Origin of the sequence: Bradyrhizobium vignae, assembly GCF_900324035.1 — a bacterium.
Classification (GTDB): domain Bacteria; phylum Pseudomonadota; class Alphaproteobacteria; order Rhizobiales; family Xanthobacteraceae; genus Bradyrhizobium; species Bradyrhizobium vignae.
This window is the reverse complement of sequence record NZ_LS398110.1, coordinates 6,908,153-6,933,893: the sequence shown is the minus strand read 5'-3', so window position 1 is coordinate 6,933,893 and position 25,741 is coordinate 6,908,153. Positions and strand designations below refer to the sequence as shown.

Below are 25,741 nucleotides of genomic sequence, written 5' to 3'. Positions count from 1 at the left end.
GTGATCATGCAATATCGGGACGGTCGGATTTGCGACCTTGTTAGGGTCGCGACACGTCCGCTCGCAAATAGTCGTGACAACTCAGGCTCTCGCATTTGGCACGACCTTTGAAAAGAACATGCCATCCAGATGCTACTCGGCATCCCGCCTCAAGAAAGTCAAGTGATGGTTGATCTGAATATTGCCCGTCAGTTTTCGTCGTATCGCTTGGTAAGTCGACCAGCGCATTACTTTCTCGTCCTGGTTGGTGGCGGCGCACGATTCCGTTGTCGTGATCGGCCACTTCCGGGTCGCGGTTCGTACCCGATCCATGGCGCGATCCCGGTGATCGACTGGCCCGGTGTGCGGGTCACCCTCATTCCTCGCGCCTGACATGCACCAATGCGATGGCATGAGCGCCGGGCAGCGGCAGGCAGATATCTCGTCAGTTGGCGACGATGCACCTGACCTAAGCCTCAACATCTCGTCCGGGTTCTGGCGCACCTCGTGCGTGACGCACCATCTGATCAACACCGCGGAGGATGTGTCGCAAGTCGCAACCTTCGAATTCAAGGCCGGAAAGGGTATCGCTCGAGGCAGACCGGGCAGCAATAATTTCCATGCACAAGATAGCCGAAAAAAAGCCGGTATCGGCATCGCCGCGACGGATGAGCCACCACGTTCGTGTCGAGCTCAGCGAAACCGCAAAGCTGGCATGGCCGATGGGGCTGACCCAGATCGCCCAGATCGTCATGATGACAACGGATCTCGCGTTCATCGGGTACCTCGGTGCGGAGGGGGTTGCCGCGGCAGCGCTAGCCAGCAGAATCTATGTCCTTGCGTTCACCTTCGGGGCGGGTCTGCTGGCGCCAATTGTACCATTGGCGGCGCAGGCGTTTGGGGCAAATAATCTTGCCGTGGTACGCCGCTCAGTACGCATGGGATTGTGGGCGGCGATGATGCTGTCGTTACCGATCATGGCGTTTGCGTCGTGCGGAGAGCCAATACTGCTGGCCTTTGGCCAGGCGCCCGACACGGCGCGGCTTGCCCAGCAATATCTGTTCGGATTGGCCTGGGGCGTCACGCCGACACTGGGTTTTCTGGCTCTCCGTGGTTTCATGGGCGCGGTCAACCGGCCGGAGCCGGTCTTGTGGATCACGCTCGCGGCAATTCCCGTCAATGCTCTACTGGCTTGGTTGCTGATAAACGGAAAGCTCTGGTTCCCGCGTCTTGAGTTGTTCGGGGCCGGACTCGCGACCACCTTGGTGAACTGTATGACGTTCCTAGCCATTCTGTGGTTCGCGACAATGCGTCGTCCCTTCCGTGACTACAACCTACTTGCACATTTTTATCATTTTGATTGGCCCATCATGCGGCAACTGCTTGTGATTGGAGCTCCGATCTCAATGGCATCGTTGATGGGCACCGGGGTGTTCTCGGCAGCGGCGCTCATGGCCGGCCTGATCAGTACCAGCGCACTCGCTGCTCATCAGATCGCTTTTCAGGTGACCATGATCCTGTCCATGATTCCTTTCGGTATCAGCATGGCGGCGTCCGTGCGCGTCGGCCATGCGGTGGGCCGCCAAGACCGTTCCGGCGTCAAGTGCGCAGGTCTGGCTCCGATTCTGCTCGGTGTCGTGATCGCCGCGATACTGACGCTCGCCGTGGTCAGCGCGCGTTTTGAGATTGCCGGATTGTTCCTGGATAAATCGCAGGGCGATGCCGAGGCGACAATCGGACTGGCTGCAAAACTACTTTTGGTCGGTGCGAGCTTTTTCATCACGGATGCCGCGCAGTTCATTGCGACGGGAAGTCTGCGCGGATTGAAAGACACGCGGGTGCCGCTCCTCTTCATTGGGATTGCCGGGCTGATTGATTGCTTTTTCAGCTACCTGCTTGGTTTGAAGATGGGACTTGGCATCGTTGGTGTCTGGATCGGCCTGTCGACCGGGACCACCATCTACGCGGGACTCCTCGTGTTGCGTTTCCTAATTCTCGCAAACAGACCCCTCCTTCAGAGCCAATAATCAGATCCTGAAACAAGGCCATGTTCGGAGACACTGTTATTCAAGCGCCGGGACCGGGATTTTACGGAGCGCCTCCGCGCGCTTATGTGCAGGACACAATTGAGGATTCTGAAGCACCATCAACTACCAGTATTGGCAGGTTTGTTGTTCCCGCGGCTCATATATCTGAGTGGCCCCGTTCCGGGAAACACGTTTCGCGCAACATCAGTCTTTCCAGACGTGCACGCGTTCGGCTGCGCTATGTCCGCAGCTCGCGAAAGCCGCGGGAGCGTGCTTGTCACGAACTACCTTTTGCGGAGGCGATCTTGGGTGTAGCGATTGGCGAGCCATGTGGCATGCGGGCTTTCGAAGCCCTGGAATCGAATGTGCGCTCATACCCATTGTCGTTACCAGCTATTTTCAGCCGGGCGCGCGGATCCGTCATGCTGACGGACGATGGCAGGAAGGTCATCGACTTTCTCTCCGGTGCAGGTGCTCTGAACTACGGTCATAACAATCACCTGATCAAAGCTGCCATCACCGAGTATCTGGCGTCCGATGCAGTCGTCCACGGGCTTGACATGGCCACTCCTGCGAAGCTCGAATTTATGGAGACCTTTAATTCTGCCATACTTCGCGAACGGGGCTTGCGCTACCGTTTCCAGTTCACGGGACCAACGGGTGCCAATGCGGTCGAGGCGGCCTTAAAGCTTTCGCGCAAGATCACGGGACGTAAAAACGTGATTTCATTCACGCGTGGATATCACGGCATGAGTCTGGGGGCGATGGCCGCCACCGGCAACCGTTTTTATCGCAGGGCCAGCGGCGTGTCTTTGACCGGCGCGATCTTCATGCCCTATGATGGCTATTTTGGACCAGCCTTTAATACGGCTGACTACCTGCGCACAATGCTGCTGGACGAGAGCAGTGGTGTCGATGCTCCGGCTGCCATTCTGGTTGAGACCGTGCAGGGAGAAGGGGGAGTGAATGTGGCTGGCAAGAAATGGTTACAGTCGGTTCAGGCCATAGCGAGAGATGCTGGTGCGCTCTTCATAGTTGATGATGTCCAGATGGGGTGCGGTCGCACCGGCGAGTTTTTCAGCTTTGAGTTCGCAGGGCTTTCGCCGGATCTCGTCGTCATGTCGAAATCACTAAGCGGGTATGGCCTGCCACTATCGATGTTGTTGATCAAGGAGGAGCGCGATGCGTGGCGGCCCGGAGAACACACGGGCACGTTCCGGGGAAACAACCTTGCGCTTGTATCTGCCACCTCAGCCATCAACAATTATTGGCGCAGCGCAACATTCGCGGAGGAAGTGCAGCGTATGGGAGAATTTGTTCGGAGCCGTCTTGAGGCTATTGCATCTCCGCATGCAGGCAGCTTTTCTGTTCGAGGACGGGGCATGGCCTTTGGATTTGATTGCCAAAGGGCCGAAATAGCGGAGGCCACGATCCGAAAGGCCTTCGAGAAGGGGGTGATGCTCGAGCGATGCGGACCCACTGATCAGGTCATCAAGTTCTTGCCTGCGCTCACGATCGATCTTGAGACGCTTAACCAGGGCATTGACATATTCGAAGTGTCTTTGGCGGAAGCGCTGAGGGAGACCAGGTCAGACTTAGCCAACTAGTGAGTGTTCCTCAGGTAGTGAAGGGATTGGGGAGCATGCCACCCGCCGGAGTTGGCGTCCGCGCCGTCGATGCAACCCTCACAAAGAGGTAAAGTGCAGCAATAAGATAACTGGCGGGTTCCCTGCAAATCGCCTGCTTCTGCAAAGATGTGACAACAGCCTGTCAGAATAGTTATCAGGCTTTCGACAGTTTTGACCTTTCAGGACTTCCTATCGATCTTGGCCCTCCTCTGCCTCGACGGGAAAAGAGGTTGCGGCTCTGCAGGCTGTTCGTTGTATGCCATTTCGCGCAGCAACTTTGCCGAACTGTCTTTAATCCCCAAAACTGTTCGTCAGGCTGGAGCAATCGGGCTCCATGGCCATGTACGCGACGATCATGCAAATGAACAGACCGCGCGGGAGCGGGCGATGTCAGCGGCGGAGGCGCAGATCGGCCAGTCGGCAAAGACGATCGGCTGTGAGTCGATCCGGCTCCATGGCGGCGGCGGCATGACGATGGAGTACCGCAGGGCACTATTTCAAGCGCGTCACCATGATCGACACGCTGTTCGGCGATTCCAGCCATCACTTGCGCCGACTCGCCGCCCTGGACGGCCTCATCTTTGGGACTGACATCCCGTTCTGATGTCCCCAGTCACAAGCACACAGCGCACGGTTTCCTATCTCCACGAGGACTCATCGTGAAGTTCTTGCGCCGATGGATCGTGCAGAGGAGAAGGCGGGACCCAAAGACGTCGGTGAACAGGCTCTGATGCGCGGGTTGGATACCGCATTTCCGTTTTTTCGTCTGGGGCTGTCCCTGGTCTAGCGTCGGGCGTCGATCGGATGATCGGCCACATAATGGGTTTCAGGATTTCCCCTGCCGTGGTCCCACCTTCACCTCTGCACGATTGATGTCTGCGACTAGCCCTGATCCTGATTGCAACAAAGGGGCTGTGGGCCGGTCGAGCGCACCTCACGACTCGAGCGGTCCACAGCCCCCAACGACGTTACGCCTGTCGAGGCGGCATGAGCTCGCGATTGATTGCCCAAATGAAGGCGGATAGCTCGCGGGCAATCGCCGTGACGATTACGGTTCGCCGCTTGCCCTTCCGCTCGAGCAAGCGGAAGCGTCCGCACAATCTGGTTTGCGCTTTCCATGCAATCTCTCGCGCGCCTCTCGGCGCGGCCTCCACCTTAGGCTGCTTGTCTCGGCTCACGCGCGGCGGATATCGATAGCTCCAGGCCGCCTCCACAAGAATACGTCGCGCCCGCCCATTACCGGCTTTGGTGATGCCGCCGCGCTTGACCTTGTCGCCAGTCGAGTTTTCCGTGGGCACCAGACCCAGATAGCCCATCAGCTCGCGCGGATTTTGAAAGCGGGAGAGATCACCGATCTCGGCCAGCACCCCCACAGCCGCAATGAGATCAATCCCCCGCATCGCCTGCAGAGCCGCGACAACCTCGGCAAGCGACCACTCGGGTACCACCTCGCGGATGGCATCTTCCAAACGCTCCATCCGCTCACTTTCCTGGCGTATCCCCTCAAGTAACTCTTCGAATGCGATGCGCTGCTCGCGATGCTCGAGCTTCTGCGACATCAGCCATCTCATGTGGGCTGGTCCCCACGTTGTCTTGCCCGGATAGATGCGTCCCAGCCGCAGCATCAATGACGAGATCTGTTGACGCTTGCCCTGGAGGTCCTTCTTCACTGCCTGACGGGCGCGCGAGAGATCGCGCATAGCCTCATGGCGCTCGTCCGGCACCCACACCGCGGTGAGCTCGCCCGCGCGCAACAGCTTGGCGAGGCTTACCGCATCGCGCCGGTTCGTCTTCACTCGATCGCCGGCCTTCTTCGGAACGAGCGAGGGGGCCACCACCAGGCAGTCATGGCCGAGGCTCTTGAGCAGTCTGTAGAGGCCATATCCTGTCGGCCCTGCTTCGTAGCAAAACGTCAAATGACAGCATTTCGCTGCAAGCTTTGCCACCAGCTTTCGGGTCGCTGCCTCCGTGGCAGAAAACTCCCCGAGATATCGGACCTCGCCGCCACGGCCGCCATCGGCAATGGCTATTGCATTGCGCGATTTTGATGTATCGATTCCGACGAAGGCATCGGTATGATGATCCACGACTCGCCCTCCTAGTTTGAGGCTCTGCCTGGTCCATCCAGGCAACCCTCGTCGCAACATCGAGGGTGGAGTCGCCTCATTTTGTGGAGGGACATACAGTCTAGCATGATCGCAGGATCACGGTCATGACGGGACACAGGCCTGCAGGCAGAGAGGAGGTGGTGTTTGCGCAAAGAATGGACGGGGTGCCATCGCTTTTCCGCTCTCGCCCGGACGAGCCCCGAATTACCACCTGCGACGCGAGAAGGCGCGGAGGAATTCCTGCTCGCGGCAGCCGTAATGGATTTCAGTGCAGGCGAAACGAAGCAGAGCCTGCTCACGGACGGCTCGTTTTCAGGGGCCGGTTTAATTGCTCTCCGATTGAGAGCGAGTGGTTCTGCACTCCGTCGGCATGACGGCCCTCTGCAACACATCATTACGCCCAGCTAGCTAGCTGAGTCCTTGCGCGATGCGGCCAATGCTCTCGCGGACTCCCCCGAAGCTACTGAGTGCCGGCTTCGCCGACAGCAGAGAGAAGTTGGGCGATCCTATGACGAATACGCCCATACACCCGGACCGCTTCCATTGGTATGACTACAAATACTACTCCTTCTTCCTAGGGCCAAAATTGTCGGTGGGACGTATCTGTCCGGCCATACGGCTTCCGCGTTCAGCCAGCAACCAGGCGCATGGCGGAATGGTTGAACAGATACACGCGACGCTAAGGTGCAAGCATCCTGGAAGGCGGTGGCCTCGATACGGCGATGTGGCCAGGATCGTCGAGTACGTGCGGCCCGAGGGCATCCATCGCTACGCGGACCCGGCGGCCGTGCGGCGGAGCTGTTTGGCCACTATCAGTCAGTAGTCGATACCATCCCAGTGAAGAGCCTGCTCACCCGGACGCCTTCATCAAAATCGAAGTGACGGCGGCGTCAGCACCTTTTGCTGACCCGGGCGCCGTCTTCCTGCCGTCAATCCAGCAAGGACTTAACATGGGGGAGTTGTCACGCCCGGGAACGCAAGCCTGCTTTCCGACGGGGCCTCAACCTGCGTTGTGATGGAGCGATCGCTCGCCCGAAGCGAGGCATACAGCCGCTCGAAATCTACCGCGGCATCGCGGTCGCCGGGTGTGATGGGGATTGGTCCGATGAGGGCTTTTGCTTGCCAAGCTCTTTACAGCCGGACCATCTCGGGATCGACCCCGCCATTTACAATGTCCATGGAGGAAGCATCTCAATCGGCTATCCTTACAGCATGACCGGGGCGCGACTCGCGGGCCATGCCCTCCTCGAGGGCAAGCGCCGCGGCGCGAAGTATGTCGTGGTAGCGATTGCGTCGCAGGCGGCATGGGGGCTGCCGGCTTGTTCGAGATCGCTTGAGGCGCTCGATATGGAATTTCAAGACCTGGGCCTAGCTGGTTCGAATGCGTGCAGGACCTCCAGCGATCACTCCGAAAGGAGATAGTAGCGGGAGCATCCTCGCGATCGTATAATCAGCAGCAATGCGAGCCGCTTCTGCCACGCCAGCACCAATGTGCGCAATGTCGCCGATTCCCTCAGCTGAGTGCCTGGGTTGAAGGCGCGATGGGCTCGCGCCTCCGATGGTCGCTCGGGCAGCGGCGCGCGGGGCATAGCGTCTAACGTGTCGTATGACCGCAGTTTGGTTGACCAGAAGGGAGACAGACATTGCAAAGCACCATGATGAATGTGCCGCTCTCGCTCAACCACCTGCTGGAGCGCGCAGGAAAAATCTTTGCCGGAAACGAGATCGTCTCGCGCATGCCCGACAAGAGCCTTCGCCGCCACACGTATGGCGACTTCTACCGACGCACGCGCTCGCTCGCGTCGGCGCTGCGGGGGCTTGGTCTGGAGAAAGGTGACCGCGTCGCGACGCTGTGCTGGAACCACCATGCTCACCTGGAGTGCTACTTCGGCATCCCCGCGGCGGGCGGGGTGATGCATACGCTCAACCTGCGCCTGGCGCCCGGCGAGATTGGCTGGATCGCGGGCAACGCCAACGATCGCTTCCTGATCGTCGATGACGTCCTGCTGCCCTTGTACAAGCAGTTCGCGCACTTGCATCACTTCGAACACGTGATCGTGTTTCCATTCTCCGGCGCGCCGGTCCCGGCCGAAATGCACAACTACGATGCGCTGCTCGAGCGCGCGGATCCTGATGGTTTCGAGTACGCCGCGCACAATGAAGCCGATCCAGTCGGGATGTGCTACACGTCTGGCACGACAGGCCGCTCGAAAGGCGTCGTGTATTCCCACCGTTCGACGATCCTGCATACGCTCGTCGCGAGCCTCGGCGATTTCTGGGGGCTGCGTAGCACGGACGTTGTGTTGCCAATCACGCCGATGTTCCACGTGAACGCCTGGGGAATTCCTTACGGCGCAGTGAACCTGGGCGCGAAGCTCGTGTTCCCTGGGCCGCATTTGCACGCCGATGACCTTCTCGATCTGATGCAGCTCGAACCGCCCACGTTGGCCGTCGGTGTACCGACGATCTGGATGACGTTAATGCAGACATTCGTCGCAGCCCAGTCCGAAGCCTCACCTGACGGGGGTCGATGGAAGTTGCCGAAGGCTATGCACGCAATGACAGGCGGCGCTGCGGTGCCCGAGTCTCTGATCCGCGCTTACGACGAGCGCGGCGTAAGGTTGGATCAAGGATGGGGCATGACCGAGACTTCACCGGTTTGTACCAGATCGTATGTTCGGGCCGAATTGCGCGCCGCCGGTGCCGACGAGAAGTACCGGCGCGCTGCCATGGCCGGCGTACCCGCGCCGCTTGTGGATCTGCGACTTTGGGGAGAGGGAGGCGAGCAGCCGTGGGACGGGAAGAGCGTCGGTGAGATCCAGGTACGGGGACCCTTCATCACGGGATCCTACCATGAGCTACCCATAACCGACGACAAGTTTACCGGGGACGGCTGGCTACGCACGGGAGACGTTGCCTCGGTCGACCCGCTCGGCTTCGTGCGTATCACCGACCGGACCAAAGACCTCATCAAATCGGGAGGCGAGTGGATCAGTTCGGCGGACCTCGAGACTGCGCTAATGGAGCATCCGGCAGTCGCCGAAGCCGCGGTGATCGCGATCCCCGACGAGAAATGGAACGAGAGACCGCTAGCTTGTGTGGTGCTCAGGCCCGGCAAGCAGGTGGACACGAAGGAGTTCGATCAGTATCTGCTGGCGCGTAACATCGCGAAGTGGCAATTGCCCGATCGCTACGAGTTCATCGAAGCAGTACCGCGAGCATCCACTGGCAAGTTCTCAAAAGTGAAACTGCGGGAACGCTTCCCAGGGTGAGGGATACGCAGAGCGCTCCAAACAAATTTCTTGAGCGGACGCCCGATGGCGAAGGCTTGGATTTTCTGACTCCAGCTAAGGGGATAAGATGATCTATACTGATCTTCCCCCAACAAAGTGGACGAGTTTAAGCGGCTTTTAGCTCCATCTCGATCGGAGGGATATATCCGATGGCGGAAAGTAGGCGGGTTCGGCTGTAGAAGCCCTCGATGAAGGCGAAGATGTCGCGCCGGTCCAGTGCGGGTCCGATACTGCCGATGATGAACGAGCTCGGTTTTGAGGGGGTGGAAGAAGCTCTCCATCGGAGCATTGTCGTAGCAGTCGGCCTTGCGTCTCATCGATGCGGTCACGCTGGCGACCGCAAGGGCCACGCGATATTCGTGTGAAGCGTACTGGGCGGATTCAAGCGGTCGTCGCAACACCGACTATGTTCACTCACGGCGAGAACTCGTCAAGCGCTACTGCCGGCGTTTTCCAGCCCAGGGTCTTTCTCGGTCGAGCCTTGACGGCTGCGGCCCCCGCAGGTCCCGACAGCTCGCTTTCGGCCGCCACGACGGCGCACCGCGAGCCTCTCTTCCCGATAAAGCCGGAACAGCTTCTTGTGGTTGACCACGTAGCCCTCCCGCTGGAGCAGAACGTGCAGGCGTCGATAGCCGAACCGGCGGCGCTCCTGGGCGAGCGCCTCATGCGCTGGCGAAGGCCAGAATCGTCCGCCCGGGTCGCCTTGTATCTTACGGTCATGCGGCAGCAGCCGATGGCTTTACACGCCCGCCGTTCGCTCATCCCATAGGTATCCCCGAGATGAGCGACAGCTTTCCGCTTCCCCACGGGCGTCACCACTTCTTTCCCAGGAGGTCCTTCAATGCCGCATTGTCCAGCATCGCGTCGGCCAAAAGCCGCTTCAGCCGCGTGTTCTCATCCTCCAGCGACTTCAGCCGCTTAGCCTCAGAGCCCTCCACCCCGCCGAAACTTGGCCTTCCATTTAAAGATGCTGGCGTCGCTGACGCCATGCTTGCGGCATAGATCGGCGACCGACACGCCGGCCTCGTGCTCCTTCAAAATCCCGATGATCTGCTCTTCCGAAAAGCGGTTGCGCTTCATCCTCTGGTCCTAGTCTGGGCCAGAACGAACTTCAAACCGGATTAAGCCAAAAGGGGCAAGGTCACGCGTACTCGCATCACGCACGGCGTCCAGCCCATGTCCCACCAGTGCAGGCTCGTTCTTCATACGCGGCGCTTCGCTGTGCCCTGCAAGGTGCGGAGATGCAGCAGCATCGTGAAGCGGGTCGTGCGATCGACCAATGTGCCGATTGCCGAGCTGCCAAGGCCCAGAATGAGGTCTCCATCCCAATGTCCCGGCACGCCTCGCCATAAAGCAGCATCGTCGATGGCGTCAGCCGCGATGCCGCTTGCGGAGCTCGAGCGATGGCTCCAGGCTCGCGTCGATCGGAATCCTGCCCCCACCAGCATTCCCATGTTCGACGGGTATGCCGCCGCCGCGATCGTAGCCGGACCGGTGTCGATGAGTCTGCTCGACTGAATCTGCCCGATACTAGCGATCGATGCCGACGCCTTCAACCATGGCGGCACCCGGAGTTCGCCGCGATATCGGCCGTCGTGCTGCGCCACAACGACATCAGCAACACGCTCTCGACCGCGCTCGATCGGTTCAAGGCTATGCACTGGTGCGAAGTCAATGTCGATATCGATCCGCGCCCGTGGTGGCAGGGCTTCTATGCCGATGCGGCTCAGGCTGTCGGCGTGAGCGCCGTTGCTGGACGCCGGAACGTCAATCATGGCCTGCTGCTGCCCATCCTGCGGCACATCCCCCGCTCGGATCACCGCGAGGGGGCCGTAACGCCTACGCCGAGATCCCTGCGGCGGTTGAGGCCTTGCGCCAATATTGGATGCTATCCGCTACCCACGCACACGCTGATCACCGCGGACGTGGGAGCTCATACCGGTTACACCTGAGACAACATCTATGCTCTTCAAAAACGAGTAACATGCGTGTCATTCCGGTGAGATGCCAGCTGACCGCATTCTCATGAGCCAGAGATCGGTGGCCGCTAGCGCAAACCTGTTCCCCTGCGGCGGCATGAAGAGCAGCCAGCGGCGCGATCAACCTACAAGAAGCCAGCGACTGGCAGAATTGGCGGGTTGTGCATATTGATTTCATAGGCGAATGATCCCGTGAGAAAAGATCGTTTGCTAGCATTGAAGGCAGAAATGATTTCAGTCGCAGAAAAAAGGGAACCAAGCCTAATGCGAGTGACGCCAAGACTCTTGTTGCTGGTCCTGCTGTTCACGTTAACCGGGTATTTGTTCCCGACGTTTGCACAAACGGAGAGCCCTGTTCTGACCTCGATCCGCAAAGCGGGCAGAGTCAAGGTTGCGGTGGCCTCGCTCCCCCCATACATCGTCGTGTCGCCCAGCGGGGAGGTGATGGGGTCATCGATAGATCTGCAGAACATGGCGCTCAAAGCCATGGGGCTGCCGGCGCTTACGCCGGTGCTCGCCGCATGGGACGCCATGGTCCCTGGACTGTTAGCGCACCAGTTTGACTACCTCGGCGGTGGCCTCAACATCACCGAAGAACGCTGCAAAGTCGCGTTGCTTTCAACGCCCTATTACGCGAGTCAGGCCGGGCTTTACGTACCGCCTGGAAATCCGAAGCATCTCACGAGCCTGGCGGACGTCGCGCGTCGCCCCGATATGAAGGTCGCGGTACTACCGGGCGAATCCGCCTACAACAACTACGCAAAGGAGCAGGGGGTTAAAGCCAGCCAAATGATGACAGTACCAGACAATCAGGCTGGCGTTGCGGCAGTCATCGGCGCTCGGGTGGACGCGTTTGTCGTTGGTCAATTCAGCATCCCTGATCCGGAGCAGAAAGGTGTCGCGGTGATCGTCGATAAACAGTCGCCTGTATTTGGGTCGGGTCTCGCGTTTCGCAAGGAAGACGGCGCTTTCCGCGATTCATTCAATGCTCAGCTCAACATGTTGATCAGGAACGGAACGCTGCAGAAGCTCTATGAGAGGTACGGTATTACGAACGGAAATACGATGGCCCAGTTGCTTGCTAAATTCAGCAAGGCTGGTGACGTCGTGCCAAGCTGCAAGTAAGGAGCAGCCACTTGAGGGCCGTTGCAGAGTACTGGCTTGCATTGACGCTCGGCTTTTGGGTCACCGCGTGGGTATCGGTGTGCATTTTCCTCGGTGCCGCACTCGGCGCGGTGGTCCTCGGCGCGCTGAGGCTCTCCAAGACCCCGGCGATACGAATTGCATCGATGCTCTTCGTCGAACTCATTCGCGCTCCGTCGGCTCTGGTGCTGCTGTTCTGGGTGTTCTATGCGCTGCCGCTGCTGCCGGGGATGCCGCGTTTGCCTCCCCTCACGGCGGCGATTCTCGTGCTGGCGTTCGATGGAGCCGCGTACGGCGCCGAAATCGTCCGCGCTGGTATTGAAGCCGTACCTCGCGGGCAAACGGATGCCTGCCATGCTCTCGGGCTGAGCAAACTGCAGAGTTTCATGAAGGTGATCCTGCCGCTAGCGCTCTCGCAGATTGTGCCAGCTTTCGGCAGCCTGACGAGGAGCATGATCAAATGGACCGCGATCGTGAGCTTCATCGGTGTGCAGGATCTGCTCTACGTTGCGAACTACATTCGTGGGCAGACGTACGATACGGTCATCGTCTTTGGTCTCCTTGCCGCCCTTTACTGGATCCTGACCGTCCTTTGCGGCGCTGCGTTTAGCGCGCTTGAGCAGGTTCTGCCACTAAACCGTGTGGCGCGAGCTGAGCGCCTATCGGTGCAGGCCGCTGCTGAAGCGGATGCCGCTGCAGGAACCGTCCAATGACGTGGGACTGGGGCTTTGTCCTGAAGATCCTGCCGAGCCTCTTGGAAGGAGTCTGTTACACCGTTCTGGTGACGCTCGCGAGCTCGGCGATTGCACTCACTGTTGGCTTGCTGCTTGCGATCCTGGAGAGTGTAAGTATCAGGCTCACGCGCAGTTTCGTGCGTTTTTGGCTCGAACTCTTCCGGGGAGTGCCCAGCCTCGTGATACTGTATTTCGTGTTCTATGCCCTACCGCAGGTGGGAATTACTCTTCCGGCAATACCCATTGGGATCGGCGTACTAGGCATCGTCTACTCCGCGTATTGCTCAGAGGTATACCGAGGCAGCCTGATCACGATCTCGTCCGAACTGCGCGATGCATGTGTGGCGCTCCATTTAAGCCCCTATACTAGATGGCAATGTGTGCTCGTTCCGTTGATGGTCAAGCGCTCCGTCCCAGCCCTTCTCAATTACGTGCTGGGCATGTTTCGGGAAACGGCGGTGCTTTTTGCGATCGGGGTACCGGTGCTTATGGGCCAGGCTAACGTGGTCGGCTATGAGAGCTTCCGCTACCTCGAGCCCTTCACCCTAGCAGGTCTCATCTATTTAGGCATGAATATGCCGTTCCTTTATCTCCTTTCCCGATTCAAGGACATGCAGGTCTAGCAGCATGGGATTTGATCATGCAGAACTCTTCACGCGGAGGACCGCCGGAGTTTTGGACGGAATAGAAGCAGATCCATCCGCATCCAAACCGCAGCAGGCGATGTGGGCTATCGAATTCGAACAGGTCTCTAAATCTTTCGGCGCTCATCGCGTGCTGGCCGATCTCGACCTGCAAGTACACTCCGGGGAGAAAGTCACGCTGATCGGCCCGAGCGGTTCAGGAAAGACGACGGTGCTGCGTCTGGCGATGACTCTTGAGAAGCCCTCCAGTGGCGACATTAGAATTTTCGGCGAGAGCATTCTCTTCGATACGGCCGGTAAGCCGCTCTTGAGCGCCCAGGAGGCGCGAATCCGCCGCCGGTGCGGCATGGTGTTCCAGCAATTCAATTTGTTTCCGCATCTGACCGTGATGCAGAACCTGATCTTGGCGCCAATGACCGTATTGAAGAATTCCAGAGAGCATGCTGAGAAGAGTGCGGTAGAATACCTCCGTATGGTGGGTCTAGACAGCAAAGTGCATGCGTATCCCGCCCAGCTTTCTGGGGGACAGCAACAACGCATCGCGATCGCGCGAGCGCTGATCTTGAAACCTGAGATACTCCTGCTCGACGAGATCACCTCGGCGCTGGACCCTGAACTCGCCAGAGAAGTTCTCGATGTGGTTCGCAATATAGCGCACGAGAGCAAAGTGACGCTGCTGATCGTCACACATGAGATTCGCTTCGCGCGCGAGATCTCCGATCGCATTGCTGTCTTCGACGCGGGCCGCATTATCGAGCAGGGTCCGCCCGATAAGATCTTCTCCAATCCCGAATCCGAGCGCACGCGAGAGTTTCTACAGTCCGTGTTGAACCACTGATCATTGGCTATGTGCGTACATCACTTGAATGACGCGAAAGCGAAATGAAACCTATCGTTTTTGACGGAGGCGCGGACATGGGCTTTGGCTTGGAGTTCGTGCGACAGCCCCGCTCGGGAGCGGTCATGTATACGGCCTCGAGGAGCGGCCATTGACCGCGGACCCTGATGGAGACCGTGGACCTAATTCCAATCATTGCGGCGCGCTGTGACGCGCCATGACGTGTCGGAGTGTTTCGATCCCGGTTTCCTGACTATTGCCATGACACCATTTATTGCGCTTCCGATTGAAGCGGCAGCGCGAGCACGGCGGCTGTCCCCCCAGTTAAGCAGCAGCCGCCGTGCTCTCGCGCTCTCGATATGCTTCACTCTTCCAGCATGGCCCAAATGATGCGCGCCGTCTTGGCGGCGAGCGCGGCCATCACGACCTTATAGAGGCGGCGCGCCAGCAGCGCGCGCGGCCATGGATCGCTGACGCCGCGGTTCCGCTGATGCCGCAGATAGGCGCTGGCTCCATTGATCAGCAGCGTCCGCAGCATGCGGTCGCCCTGCTTCGAGATCCGCGCTGGACGGTGCTTGCTGCCGCCGTGATCTTTGCCAATGAGGCCGATCCAGGCAGCAAAATCCTGGCCTGAGCGGAACAGCTTCAGGTCTGCCATCTTGGCCAGAGCCGTGCTGGTGATCATCGGGCCGACACAGGGCACTTCCATCAGCCGGCGCGCATCGCGATCGACGCCGGCGGCCTTCGATCTGCCGCTCGAGCCAGCGCTCGTCCTGATCGAGCGCCAGCCAGTGCTTGGCCAGAGCCAGCAGCGCACCGCGCATGGGTTCGGGACGTCGCCGTTCTCCACCTCGAGCTTAGCCATCAGCTCGTTCAGTCCCTTAACACCCTAAGCCGCCACGATGCCGATCTTGCTCAAAGCACCCATAGCGCGTTTGGCGATCATGGTGCGTTGCTTGACCAGCAACGCACGCATGAACAGTCAGCGTCGCCTGCTGCTCGGCACTCTTCACCGCAACAAACCGCATCGTCGGGCGTCCGAGCGCTTCGCAAATCGCCTCCGCGTCCCGGCTGTCGTTCTTGTTGCGCTTGACATAGGGCTTCATGTAGCTCGGCGGAATCAGCCTCACCTGATGCCCGTACCGGGCCGATCACCCGAGCCCAATGATGAGCGCTGCCGCACGCCTCCATGCCAACCGTGCAGGGCGGAAGCGCGGAGACAAACGTCTCCACATCTTTGCGCCGGAGCTGGCGGCGCACCACAACCCGTCTCGACGCATCAAAATCCAAAGCAATCCTGCTAATCTTCCTCATGGAGGGTTCCCTTGTCTGGTTCGGGTCAACATCGCCAGTCTGCCACACCGATGCCGTCGGGGGCCGTCCACCCCATCATTGCGGCTTCGCGGCACCCGATCGGATACAGTGCAGATGCCTGACTGCGCGCAGAGCTGGCCCAAACCGTGGAGAACGAGAAAGGCATGCGTGCTCGAGCCTACGTTTTGGGAGCGCGTCAGATCGACTCGGAGATCGAGAACGCAAGTTGCCGCTCAAGCGTGCAGACGCGTAGGTATCCAAATTACCAAAGCTCGTAGACCACGTTCCGTGCCATTGCAGCGCTGCAACTAGAGCGGAAGCGCTGTTTCCTTTCTTTCCTCCGAATCGAGGATCGCATTGTTGAAATGTCTCGTTTGGGCCTTACATCGAGGTTGGGCGTAGACCTGAGAGGCTCTAACCGCGGCCGGATAGAAGGCTCGGTAGCAGGTCAGAAGCACTGCGATTAGCCTGTGTAGCTGTGAGCGGCCCCGAGGGTAATGCAACAAGTTACTCGAAATCCATCGAATCGTCCTTCAATATTGCCGTCTTAAGGCGGAGCGGCCAACCCACCAGGAGCTGTAGGTGTGCAAAGAATGCGAACATGATAGGCGGCAGTGAACAGGGGCCGATCTCGAATTAGAGACGATTTCTCGCTCAACGTTCCGAGCGCGTCCGCGCGCAGAGAGTTAAGAAATGAACGAAACGTTCTTAGAATCTAGGGCAGCGGCTCCACTGCCTAACATTTCAGCTCTTCGAAGCTTAGCACGTGAACTCGATATTGAGGCAGTTGTAGCGACGAGCCCTGGAAATTTCATCTACGTGAGCTGCGTCTGCCTAATGTCAGTCTTGAGGCTAAGGCGTCAGGCTTTCGTTATCCTACCTGCAGCGGGAGATCCCGTCGTCTTGGTCGCTACAACTGAGCGAAAGCAGATAGTTGAGGAGAGCTGGATCAAAAACGTTCGTACCTATACCGAGTTTATGAATGACCCAGCAGACGCGCTCGCAGACGTGCTCATAGATATCGCGAAGAATAACGGCACGATTGGTATAGATCTCAACTATCTGCCGGCGGGGACGCTCGCGCGTCTCGCGAGCAGGCTGCGCGATATCAAGTTCGTTGATACAAGCAAGGACATTGCCTCAATTCGCGCAGTCAAGTTACCGCGTGAAATCGAACTACTCGAGAAGATCACTAAGCAGACGCATAGAGCGGTGCTTGATGCTATGATCGCTAGTAAGCCAGGTGATACTGAGCGGGTCATGGCGAGTCGAATCACCGACGGCATTCTCAAAGGAGCTGATGAATTAACCTTCTTGTTTTTTGCAAGTGGCCCTCGCACCTCCTACAATCATCCGTACGCTACTGATCGGATGCCCATGAAGGGTGAGATCATTCGATTCGACGTCGGCGGAAAGTACGGTGCGTGGGGGAGCGACTTCGCACGGACTTATTCAACGGGTGAGCCCACGCCGCTGCAGCGCGAAACATACCGAAAACTGTGGGATCTACACACGTCGGTCATCAACAGGATACGTCCGGGCATGGCGGCGGAGGACCCCTATTTCTTCTGCAGGGAGCAGGCCGGGAAACTCGGGCTAAACTTCAATATGGTGTGGGTCGGTCATAGCTTCGGTATTGAAAATCATGAGCTCCCGATGATTCGGCCCGGCGAAAAGACAAAGCTGGAAGCGGGTATGGTTTTCAACATCGAACCGATGGTTACGGATTCCGATGGTGCAATGTATCACCTTGAAGACCTGTTCGTCATAACCGAGCAAGGCCCGCGCTTGCTGACTCTGGGATTTGCTCCTCGCGAGATTCCGATCATTGGCGAATCGATTGAAATGTGACGGAACGGGAGTCCTTGCTGGGGAGGGCTCGGACCGCTCCCGTGACGAGCATGCATTGCCGTCGCCCTCGCCACCTGGCCGGTCATAGATCGACCAGTGTCTGACGTCGCGGAGTTTTGCGGATCCGCTGCCAATGGATGAAGGAGCAATTACAGGCCATGTCTGGCTGGGACTACATCATTGTGGGCGGTGGCTCGGCTGGCTGCGTGCTCGCCAGTCGCCTAAGCGAGGAGACAAACGTCAAGATCTTGCTGCTCGAGGCGGGACCGCCCGATAAGTCAATTTGGATCGACATCCCCGCAGGCTACACCAAGCTCCTGAACCACAAGAAGTTCAACTGGAATTACGAGATGGAGGCGGACGACAGTGTCGCTGGTCGGCGCCTGCCGAACCCGAGCGGTCGCGTGCTTGGCGGCAGCAGCTCGATCAATGGTATGCTTTATGTGCGCGGTCAGCCGCTCGATTACAACACCTGGAGCCAGCTTGGCAATCGCGGCTGGTGCTACGAGGACGTGCTGCCCTATTTCAAGAAGTCGGAGCACTACGAGGGGGCGGGTGACGAGTCGCGCGGCAAAGGGGGACTCCTCAATGTGCGTGACATCGACGAGCGCCATGTGCTTTGCGATGCCTTCATCGATGCGGCCGAAGCCACCGGCTTTCCGCGGAACAAGGATTACAATAACGGACGGCCGGACGGCTTCGGCTACTATCAGGTGACAACCAAGAACAGTAAGCGCTGGTCAGCCGTTCGTGCCTTCCTGGATCCGGCGCGCAGCCGACCCAACCTGCGCATCGAGACCGATGCGTTTGTGGACCAGGTCTTGCTCGAGGGGCGGCGTGCGGTCGGCGTCGCCTATACAGTGCACGGAGAGAAGCGCAAGGCGCGCTGCGGCCGCGAGGTTATCGTCTCGTGCGGCGCACTCCAGTCGCCGGGCTTGCTGGAACGTTCCGGCATTGGCCAGCCTGGGCTCCTCAAGAGGCTCGGCATCGAGGTCCGTCACGAACTCAGCGGGGTTGGCGAAAACTTTGGCAATCACTTCGCACACGGCCTGATCTGGCGCGTCAACGAGCCGATCACGTTCAACGATCAGGCACGGGGCCTGCGGCTTCTGCGCGAGATCGCGCGATACTATGTCAGGGGCACCGGCTTGCTCACGCGGACAGCGGGCCCAGTCTTCGGTTTCGTACGCACGCTCCAGAACCTCGAGGCACCCGACCTGCAGTTTTTTATGGGCCCTGGAAGTTACGACCCGGCACGGCCTGGGCGCCTTGACAGGCAGCCCGGCATGACGGTCTCGATGTACCGGTGCCGCCCCGATTCGCGCGGCTCAATCCATATCAAGTCACCGGCGTCCGGCAGCGAGCCAGCTATCCGGCCAAATTTCCTTTCGACGCAGACCGACCGCGATAGTGCAGTAGCCGGGATGCAGATCGCGCGCAAGATTATGCAGCACCCAGCCATTGCTAAACACATGGCCTTTGAAATCCGGCCGGGCGACAAGGTACAAAGCTATGATGAATGGCTCGACTACGCGCGCCGCGCCGGGGTAGGATTCTACCACTTTGTTGGCACTTGCAAGATGGGCCACGACCCCATGGCAGTGGTCGACGACAGGCTGACCGTGCATGGCCTTGCTGGCCTGCGCGTGATCGATGCCTCGATCATGCCGACGGTGCCATCAGGCAACACCTATGCGCCCACGATCATGGTGGCTGAGAAGGGCGCCGACATCATCAAGGAAGATGCCAACGAATGCCTGAAGCAGACCTCCCCTGGGCGCGCGCTATCCACTGGGGTCTAGCACTACTTGGCAGATTGTGTTTTCGCCGCTGTTTTTCACGGATTTGCCTTCGGCAATATGGGCAATGCTGAGACGGCGGCCGAAGGATGAGATCAACGATGGCGTGACGTACGGCTGGCATGGTTGGCTGAGGCGGAGGCCCGTAGATTCTTTTTTTTCCGCCCCGCGTATGCGAGGCGACGATGTTGCAGGAAGGCGTAGGCAATCATTGTCATCAGGGCGTGGCGATGAAGACCTTGCCATGATCGCCCTTCGAAGTGATCAAGTCCAAGTTCCTCCTTCAACTGCTGATGCGCCTGCTCACAAATCTACCGTGCCTTGATGGTGGCGGCCAGCGTGCGCAGATCCGTCGCCGCCGGAAGATTGGCCAGATAGTATTTCTTCTCCCCGGACGCACGTTGCTCGCCAATGAGCCAGGCTTCGTCGCCTGGGAGATGCTGCTGACCTTTATCCCATATCCGCTGCGGAGGGCCGTCGGCGGTCCGGACACGGACCGCAGCAAATTGGGCTTTAAGCCGACCTTTCGTCCCGCTACGCCAACTCACGGTTTTCCATTTGGCGCCGGCCAGCATTTGCTCGGCCGCAATTGATAAGATATCGGGCACGTGGTGCTTTCGTGGTTTGCCGCGGGCTTTGGTAATCGGCCAAATGAGCTTCACATCGACCGGATACACTTTCAGGTGCCGCGGGATGCCGACAGCCCAGACCAGCCCGCGCTCTGTTAGCCCTTGTCGAAACGGTGCGCTGAGGCCGTATCCTGCATCCGCCAGCACATATCCAAAGCGCACGTTGGCTGCTATCGCGCGGTCAATCTCGGCCAAAGCAATCTCCGGCTTGGACCGTGGCGTTCGATGTTCGACTGGCACGCGAGCGCGCTTCAAACGAGATTCGTCGCTTATCCAACTGTCAGGCAGAAAGAGACGTAACGCGACCATCACGGGTACTTCGCCGCTCGCAAGCGTCAAAGACACCAGTGTTTGGCAATTTGCCGTTTTACCGAGAGCCGAGGCGTATTGAGCCGCAACACCGACCGAGCGCTCACCCTTCTTGGGAAGTGAGGTGTCATCAATAACCAGCACCGCATCCCTGCCGCCGACAAGTCGGTCCGCCTGGTTGAGCAACTCTGTCTCCAGCGGCGTCGCGTCCCAGACACCGTCCGCAATGAAATGGTGCAACTGGTCGTAGGTGCTGGTGGCAAGGCGTTCCGCCATCGGCTGAACGCTCTTACGATCGCCGGGACCGATCAATCCCGCAACATACAGAGGACACATCCGCTGCCGGGTTTTATGACCCAGTCGGTCCAAGAACGGCATCAGCCAGCGTTCGAGTTCGTCTTCCCATCCCGGCATGGTCAGCCCTCCAAGAGCCGACCACCCATGAATCATTGTCAAGCGACGTCCGGATTTAACCCCGTAGCGACGTGAAGAAGTGACCCCCTTGTTGTTTTGGTGGATGTGGCAAGCCGCTCGCGGAGCGCGCCCCCATAGCGCCGTAGCGAGCGAGCGGCTTGCTTCACGGCTTTTTCTCCGATTTAGCTTCTGGCGCGGCGGCCTTCTGCAAAAGCCCGCTACGACGCTTTTCTTTCAAGCGGTAGCTGTCGCCGCGGATTGTGATCACGTGACTGTGGTGTAACAGGCGATCAAGGATCGCGGTGGCGACCACAGGGTCGCCGAAGACTGAGCCCCACTCGCCGACGCTGCGGTTGCTGGTGAGCAGGATCGCGCCTCTCTCGTAACGGCGGCTGACGAGCTGGAAGAAGAGATGTGCGGCATTGGGCTCAAAGGGCAGATAGCCGAGTTCGTCGATGATCAGGAGCTTTGGCTTGGCAAATTGCGCGAGCCGCTCGTCAAGCCTGCCTTCGCTGTGTCCTTTGGCGAGTTGCGCAACGACCGTCGTGGCTGCGACGAACTGCACGGAATGCCCAGCCAGGATCGCTTCACGCCCCAGCGCGACCGCCAGGTGCGTCTTGCCAACGCCAGGCGGCCCAAGCAGCAGAGGCGCCGTTGCACTTGCGACAGAGCTGCACTTCCTGCATCAGATTGTGGAACGCCCTCGCGTTCTCCGGCGCGATGTGGTATTCGATCTCCACTACCAAGGCCCCGCTACACCCCGTCAGCGCCAGTCGCACCTCGGGATCGGCCAGCACCTCGGCGTCCTCGCCGCGGGCGTCGGTCCGTGGCATGGGCAACCAGAGCCCTAATACCGACGAGAAGAGCGCCAAGGCGGCCGAGGTCAAAAGCGCCGTTTCGACACCAGCGGCATCGGTCAGATGACCCCAGCCCCAGCTTCCAATGGCAATCCCGCCTAATCCCGCAGCTTGGTACGCCGCGAACGAGCGCCCTGCCACCCAGCGCGGCGCCGATAGCTGCACGGCAATGCTGCACAGCGTCCACGCCATCATGCATGCGGCCCCCCGCCATGACCAGCGCGGCCGCGGTCAACAGCGCTGCATGACTTAGCGCGACCCCAGCAATTGCCCCGCTCGTCACAGCGCGCAGGCGCGCGTTGCGGCCTCGCCGGTCAAGCGTTTTCTCACGCCGGTGGTCTTGATCGCGCCGATCACCGCGCCCATACCAAAGGCGGCAAGCATGATCCCATAGGTCTGGGCGCCGCAATGAAGGAGATCGCGAGCGACCAGCGGCATCAGCGCGATGATCGCGCCACCGACGCCGCCGATCATCATGGCACGGGTCAGCACGATCTTAATTGATGGCGAATTGGTGATATAGCGTACGCCGGAGACCATCGCGCGGCCGAGCGTTTCAGGAGGCAGGCGCGATGGTTTAACCGTTTAACCATTCGTCTCCAAAGGAACAGCGTGACAATCAGCGGCAGAAAGAGCAGCGCGTTTAGTACGAATGCAGCCACTGCGCCGGCGGTCGCGACAATGAGGCCGCCAACGGCCGGGCCCACGCTGCGGGCGATATTGTAGCTGATCCCGTTCAGTGCGACCGCCCCGGGCAGCGTTTCCGACGATACCTGCTCGCTCACCGATGATTGCCAGGCTGGTCCCAACAGCGCCATGCCGCTGCCGACGAAGCAAAGCAGAAGCAACAGGTTTGGCGTGATCAGGCCGAGCCAGGCGAGCGTTGTCGCGCAGTCGCGCCGGCGAGCGCGATGAAGAGCGCGATCAGCGCCACCACACGCCGGTCATACATGTCGGCAATTGCACCGGCCGGCATCGAGATCAGCATTACCGGCAGCATCAGTGCGGTCTGCACCAGCGCGACGTTGTCGGCCGACGACGTCATCTGGGTCATCGTCCAAGCCGCGCCGACGCCCTGAACCAGCATGCCGAGATTCGATAGCAGGCTTGCGAGCCAGACGCCTCGGAAGGTCGGAAGGCGAAGCGGTGCGATGATGCCATCGGTGGTTTGGGGGTTGCGCGAATTGGCATGAACGCCCGCCGAATTTGGTTTCCTCAGTTCTGGGTGGTATCAGTGAGGCGTGGGGAGCTCTAGACGGCAGCAAGGTCGTTTGACGACTTCTCCAACTCAGTAAGCAGGCTGCGCGCGCCCATCGATCCATATAATCATTGCCATCGATGTCTTGTTCAGCCGTTACCATCGCGCTTCCTCAAGCCGAAACGCTGTGAACTGAGCTGATTCGAATAGTCAGACGAGATACTCATGACCATGTCGGCAGTGACTCGTGCTGTAACGGCAGCTAACGTCAGTCCTAAGTGTCCGTGACCACAGGACACGAAAATAGAACGATGTCCCGGGATCCGCTCGACGATCGGCAGGGAGTCAGGCGAAGTCGGACGCTCTCCAGTCCATGGCTCGAACCCGGGCCGTGGTCTAAGCATGGGAAGCAGTCTACGCAAACGTTTAAGGCCATATAACAGCAGCTTGGGCCGCGCTCGCAAACCTGGCGAACCAAAGTGGCTGATGCCAGCAATTCGGAGCCCACGTTGACTAGGTGTAAGGACCACACCTAGGCTCGGTAGCGCAGTTGGCCGTCTAATGAATCCAGGCTCGATGTCCAGCTCTAGGTGGTACCCCCGTTCGGCAGCAATCGGAATGTGATGACCGCACCCCACTAGAAGTTGGTTCGTGTGCACGCCGGTTGCGAGAACCACGGCCCGCGGCGAGTAATGCTCGCGAGTACCTCTGACAGCGACCTCTCCATTTCCTTTGCTTTCCAGACTCTGAATTCGATTGTACCGCAGGAGGCCACCACGTTGCACGAATACGTCCGCGAGGCTGGTCACGAATGCTGCTGGATCTGTGACGTGAGCGGCGCCTTCGAAGAACGTAGCACCGGCCATCAGGCGATCCATGGCAGGCTCAAGCTCGACCAGATCCGGGCCAGACACCATTCGGACAGCCCCGCCCAGCGACGTGCGAATTGAGTTGAGGCGGGTTGCTTCGCCAAGTTCGGAAGGAGTAAGATGGACGGCCAAGTAGCCGCATCTGTTGATGGGCGGTAGGTCGATGCCTAGCAACTGCTCGTATGAGTGAAGTGCGTCTCTGCAAAGTTCATGAAGCAGGCTCGTGTCACGCCGAACAATGTCTGGTCGGGTAGCCCTGGCGTATTGAATGGCCCACGGTAAGAGCCGCGGGGCTGAGGTCCAATTGAGGGCTGCAGGTGAACTCGGCTTCAAAAACGTCGCCGGAAGGTTGGCCATACGGTAGTGGGCGCTGAAAGGAAATGCGCTTGACGCGATCACGCCTGCATTGCCAAAACTACATCCCGTCGCGACAGACTGCTGGTCCACCAGTATGACTTTTAGCCGGCGCTGTTGAAGCGCCAAGGCTGCCGTCACCCCAACGACTCCGCCGCCCACGACAAGGACGTCGATTGTCTTCACGTTCAAAAACGCCGAAAAAGTTGCTGCCATTGACAACGTTTGATTGAGGCGCGCTCCCATAAGCCGTCAGACAGGCCCTGCGGTTTGCGCTCCATGAAGTCTCTCAGGATCCCGCAATCGAGCCCATCGGACTCGACATCTTCCTTGGCGAATATGCGAAAGCGAAGCGGAAACGCGACGTCAAAAGCTCTCAGATGCAGCTGTACGGCACATTTCTGGAAAATCGCGCCGAGGTTCCGCTCACCAGAGGCGACGTTAGTCAGATCGCGGCGAATTTCAGTTCGACGCCACTCCTTGGAGTTACCATCGCAGCGACAACGTTGAGTGACGTGGTCTCCCGCATCCGCTTGATCCGATAGCGTCAAAAACTCTCGGTGGCTGCCAGGTCGACATTGCCCAGTGCGACTACCCGTCCATAGTTCTGAATTAGCTCGCAAACTGCAGAGCCGACGGCAACGAAAATGCATAGTTTGCGTACTTGTGTTGGTTCCATGCACTTCCCGAACTTCTTCGAAAAGTCATTGGATAATCTAGTCCAAATGTGATGTATTGCAATACGATATTATGGCGCATGCAAGGTGAGTGTTTCAGGACGCGATCGAATAGCAATTTCTGCTTCTCAACCGGATCAGGCATGTCTTGGTCTGGTGCGTTGTCGAGTTGGAGCGACCGTGGCTCTGTGTGTTCGTCATAGCGACCGGGATGTTAGGTGCGCCGTGGCGTCGATTTGAGTTGTGTAAACAGAAAGGGTAATTATGATCACGGTTGGCGTTATTGTACTCCCAGAAAGATCTTTCCGTCGTCCGGCGGGAGATGCAGGTAGCGTTGATTCCTATCCTTGCCGGACCATCTTACACGTTGCTCAAGGTCTAACCCCTAGCGATGTGGTGCTGCCCGCGCCAAATCCGGCCCTGCTGGCTCCCTATTTAAAGGGGGCTCTTGAACTGCAAGAACAAGGCGCAAACGTTGTTACGACTACGTGCGGATTCCTGATTCCTCTGCAAAGGGCGATTGCGGAACAGCTGCGGATCCCATTTGTAGCTTCGTCTCTTTTACAAATTCCGCTTGTGTATCGTCTGGTGCGAGGCCGCGTAGGCGTCATTACCGCAAACGATGAAGCGCTCACAAAGACCTATCTTCAGTTGGCAGATGTTTCCAATGATGTCCCCATAGCGGTGCTTGGATTGCAAAATCACAAGGAGTTCGCGGATCCTTACTTGAATGGCGTTGGCCGACTAGATATGGAACGGATTGGAGCGAGTGTGGCGCGTGCCTCGCAGCAGTTGTTACAGCGCTTTCCCGATATCAAGGCGTTTGTCTGCGAGTGTCACAACTTGCCGCCGTTTGGGCCGGCAATTCAGCGAAGGACGGGTAAACCCGTGTTTGACATTCTAAGTCTCGTTAGCTTTGCGCTGCACGGAGTTAACAAGCCGGTTTTCGCGCCAGTGTAGCCTGCAATGTCGCTAGTAAGAGATCCGGGGCAAGGGCTAGAGTTGACTTTCCGTAGCGGCACTGCAATTTTGCGCCAATGTCCGCGCGTAGAGTTTTGAAACGAACTACAAGGGCAGCGCCCAAGGCGAAGGTCCAG

General features: G+C 58.9%; 16 protein-coding genes and 6 pseudogenes. 11 read left to right on the top strand and 11 right to left on the bottom strand.

Annotated features, from left to right (window positions below; genetic code table 11):
- Positions 1-599: 599 nt before the first annotated feature.
- Complete coding sequence (locus BRAD3257_RS33445; RefSeq protein ID WP_122405370.1) at positions 600-2,006, top strand: MATE family efflux transporter; 1,407 nt, start codon at positions 600-602, stop codon at positions 2,004-2,006.
- 335 nt (positions 2,007-2,341) lie between these two features.
- Positions 2,342-3,613 carry a diaminobutyrate--2-oxoglutarate transaminase gene (ectB, locus tag BRAD3257_RS33440; RefSeq protein ID WP_122405369.1) on the top strand — a complete coding sequence of 424 codons (1,272 nt, stop codon included), beginning with the start codon at positions 2,342-2,344 and terminating at the stop codon, positions 3,611-3,613.
- A 989-nt stretch (positions 3,614-4,602) separates the two neighbouring features.
- Here ectB and BRAD3257_RS33435 read toward each other — a convergent pair.
- A complete protein-coding gene (locus BRAD3257_RS33435; RefSeq protein ID WP_122405368.1) occupies positions 4,603-5,721 on the bottom strand; it encodes an IS110 family RNA-guided transposase in 1,119 nt (372 codons plus the stop codon).
- A 976-nt stretch (positions 5,722-6,697) separates the two neighbouring features.
- On the opposite strand from BRAD3257_RS33435, the pseudogene BRAD3257_RS42095 reads away from it, so the two are divergent.
- A pseudogene (locus tag BRAD3257_RS42095) lies at positions 6,698-7,079 on the top strand (acetyl-CoA C-acyltransferase); the annotation flags it as partial.
- A 306-nt stretch (positions 7,080-7,385) separates the two neighbouring features.
- Entirely contained in the window at positions 7,386-9,014 is a 1,629-nt protein-coding gene (locus BRAD3257_RS33420; RefSeq protein ID WP_197711519.1) for a long-chain fatty acid--CoA ligase, read from the top strand.
- A gap of 523 nt (positions 9,015-9,537) precedes the next feature.
- On the opposite strand, the pseudogene BRAD3257_RS33410 reads toward BRAD3257_RS33420, so the two are convergent.
- Both BRAD3257_RS33410 and BRAD3257_RS42435 read right to left on the bottom strand, forming a co-directional pair.
- A pseudogene (locus tag BRAD3257_RS33410) lies at positions 9,538-10,115 on the bottom strand (transposase); the annotation flags it as partial.
- A gap of 122 nt (positions 10,116-10,237) precedes the next feature.
- Entirely contained in the window at positions 10,238-10,810 is a 573-nt protein-coding gene (locus BRAD3257_RS42435; RefSeq protein WP_162500037.1) for a hypothetical protein, read from the bottom strand.
- 396 nt (positions 10,811-11,206) lie between these two features.
- Here BRAD3257_RS42435 and BRAD3257_RS33395 point away from each other — a divergent pair, with 396 nt between their 5' ends.
- From BRAD3257_RS33395 to BRAD3257_RS33380, 4 genes are all read left to right on the top strand, one after another.
- The gene (locus tag BRAD3257_RS33395; RefSeq protein WP_145987083.1) at positions 11,207-12,139 is read left to right on the top strand and encodes a transporter substrate-binding domain-containing protein; all 933 of its coding nucleotides are present in this window, start codon (positions 11,207-11,209) and stop codon (positions 12,137-12,139) included.
- Between the two features lie 11 nt (positions 12,140-12,150).
- Positions 12,151-12,870 carry an amino acid ABC transporter permease gene (locus tag BRAD3257_RS33390; RefSeq protein ID WP_160118912.1) on the top strand — a complete coding sequence of 240 codons (720 nt, stop codon included), beginning with the start codon at positions 12,151-12,153 and terminating at the stop codon, positions 12,868-12,870.
- A complete protein-coding gene (locus BRAD3257_RS33385) occupies positions 12,867-13,514 on the top strand; it encodes an amino acid ABC transporter permease (protein WP_122405362.1) in 648 nt (215 codons plus the stop codon). Before BRAD3257_RS33390 ends, BRAD3257_RS33385 begins: the two co-directional genes overlap by 4 nt.
- 100 nt (positions 13,515-13,614) lie before the next feature.
- Positions 13,615-14,373 carry an amino acid ABC transporter ATP-binding protein gene (locus tag BRAD3257_RS33380; protein ID WP_122406889.1) on the top strand — a complete coding sequence of 253 codons (759 nt, stop codon included), beginning with the start codon at positions 13,615-13,617 and terminating at the stop codon, positions 14,371-14,373.
- A 364-nt stretch (positions 14,374-14,737) separates the two neighbouring features.
- On the opposite strand, the gene BRAD3257_RS33375 is transcribed toward BRAD3257_RS33380, so the two are convergent.
- Positions 14,738-15,238: a transposase gene (locus BRAD3257_RS33375; RefSeq protein ID WP_122405361.1), complete on the bottom strand. Its 501-nt coding sequence runs from the start codon at positions 15,236-15,238 to the stop codon at positions 14,738-14,740.
- A 16-nt stretch (positions 15,239-15,254) separates the two neighbouring features.
- On the bottom strand, positions 15,255-15,479 hold the full coding sequence (locus BRAD3257_RS39500) for a transposase (protein WP_145987082.1): 225 nt from the start codon (positions 15,477-15,479) through the stop codon (positions 15,255-15,257).
- A gap of 901 nt (positions 15,480-16,380) precedes the next feature.
- On the opposite strand from BRAD3257_RS39500, the gene BRAD3257_RS33370 reads away from it, so the two are divergent.
- Positions 16,381-17,538 (top strand): M24 family metallopeptidase, encoded by a 1,158-nt coding sequence (locus BRAD3257_RS33370; RefSeq protein ID WP_122405360.1) that lies wholly within the window; start codon positions 16,381-16,383, stop codon positions 17,536-17,538.
- Positions 17,539-17,696: 158 nt separating this feature from the next.
- Positions 17,697-19,340: a GMC family oxidoreductase gene (locus BRAD3257_RS33365; RefSeq protein WP_122405359.1), complete on the top strand. Its 1,644-nt coding sequence runs from the start codon at positions 17,697-17,699 to the stop codon at positions 19,338-19,340.
- Positions 19,341-19,432: 92 nt separating this feature from the next.
- Here the strand turns inward: BRAD3257_RS33365 and BRAD3257_RS33360 are convergent.
- From BRAD3257_RS33360 to BRAD3257_RS39935, 6 genes and pseudogenes are all read right to left on the bottom strand, one after another.
- Positions 19,433-20,725 (bottom strand): annotated as a pseudogene (locus BRAD3257_RS33360) (IS701 family transposase).
- 127 nt (positions 20,726-20,852) lie between these two features.
- A pseudogene (gene istB / locus BRAD3257_RS33355) lies at positions 20,853-21,338 on the bottom strand (IS21-like element helper ATPase IstB); the annotation flags it as partial.
- A pseudogene (locus BRAD3257_RS41865) lies at positions 21,277-22,086 on the bottom strand (MFS transporter). The pseudogenes BRAD3257_RS41865 and istB, both read right to left, overlap by 62 nt.
- A pseudogene (locus BRAD3257_RS41860) lies at positions 22,032-22,651 on the bottom strand (MFS transporter). The pseudogenes BRAD3257_RS41865 and BRAD3257_RS41860 overlap by 55 nt, the downstream one beginning before the upstream one ends.
- A gap of 242 nt (positions 22,652-22,893) precedes the next feature.
- Positions 22,894-24,183, bottom strand: coding sequence for an NAD(P)/FAD-dependent oxidoreductase (locus BRAD3257_RS42430; RefSeq protein ID WP_430648805.1), 1,290 nt, complete (start codon positions 24,181-24,183; stop codon positions 22,894-22,896).
- Positions 24,156-24,518 carry a P-loop NTPase family protein gene (locus BRAD3257_RS39935; protein ID WP_160118910.1) on the bottom strand — a complete coding sequence of 121 codons (363 nt, stop codon included), beginning with the start codon at positions 24,516-24,518 and terminating at the stop codon, positions 24,156-24,158. The genes BRAD3257_RS42430 and BRAD3257_RS39935 overlap by 28 nt, the downstream gene beginning before the upstream one ends.
- 390 nt (positions 24,519-24,908) lie before the next feature.
- On the opposite strand from BRAD3257_RS39935, the gene BRAD3257_RS33340 reads away from it, so the two are divergent.
- Positions 24,909-25,604 carry an aspartate/glutamate racemase family protein gene (locus tag BRAD3257_RS33340; protein ID WP_145987081.1) on the top strand — a complete coding sequence of 232 codons (696 nt, stop codon included), beginning with the start codon at positions 24,909-24,911 and terminating at the stop codon, positions 25,602-25,604.
- Positions 25,605-25,741: the final 137 nt, after the last annotated feature.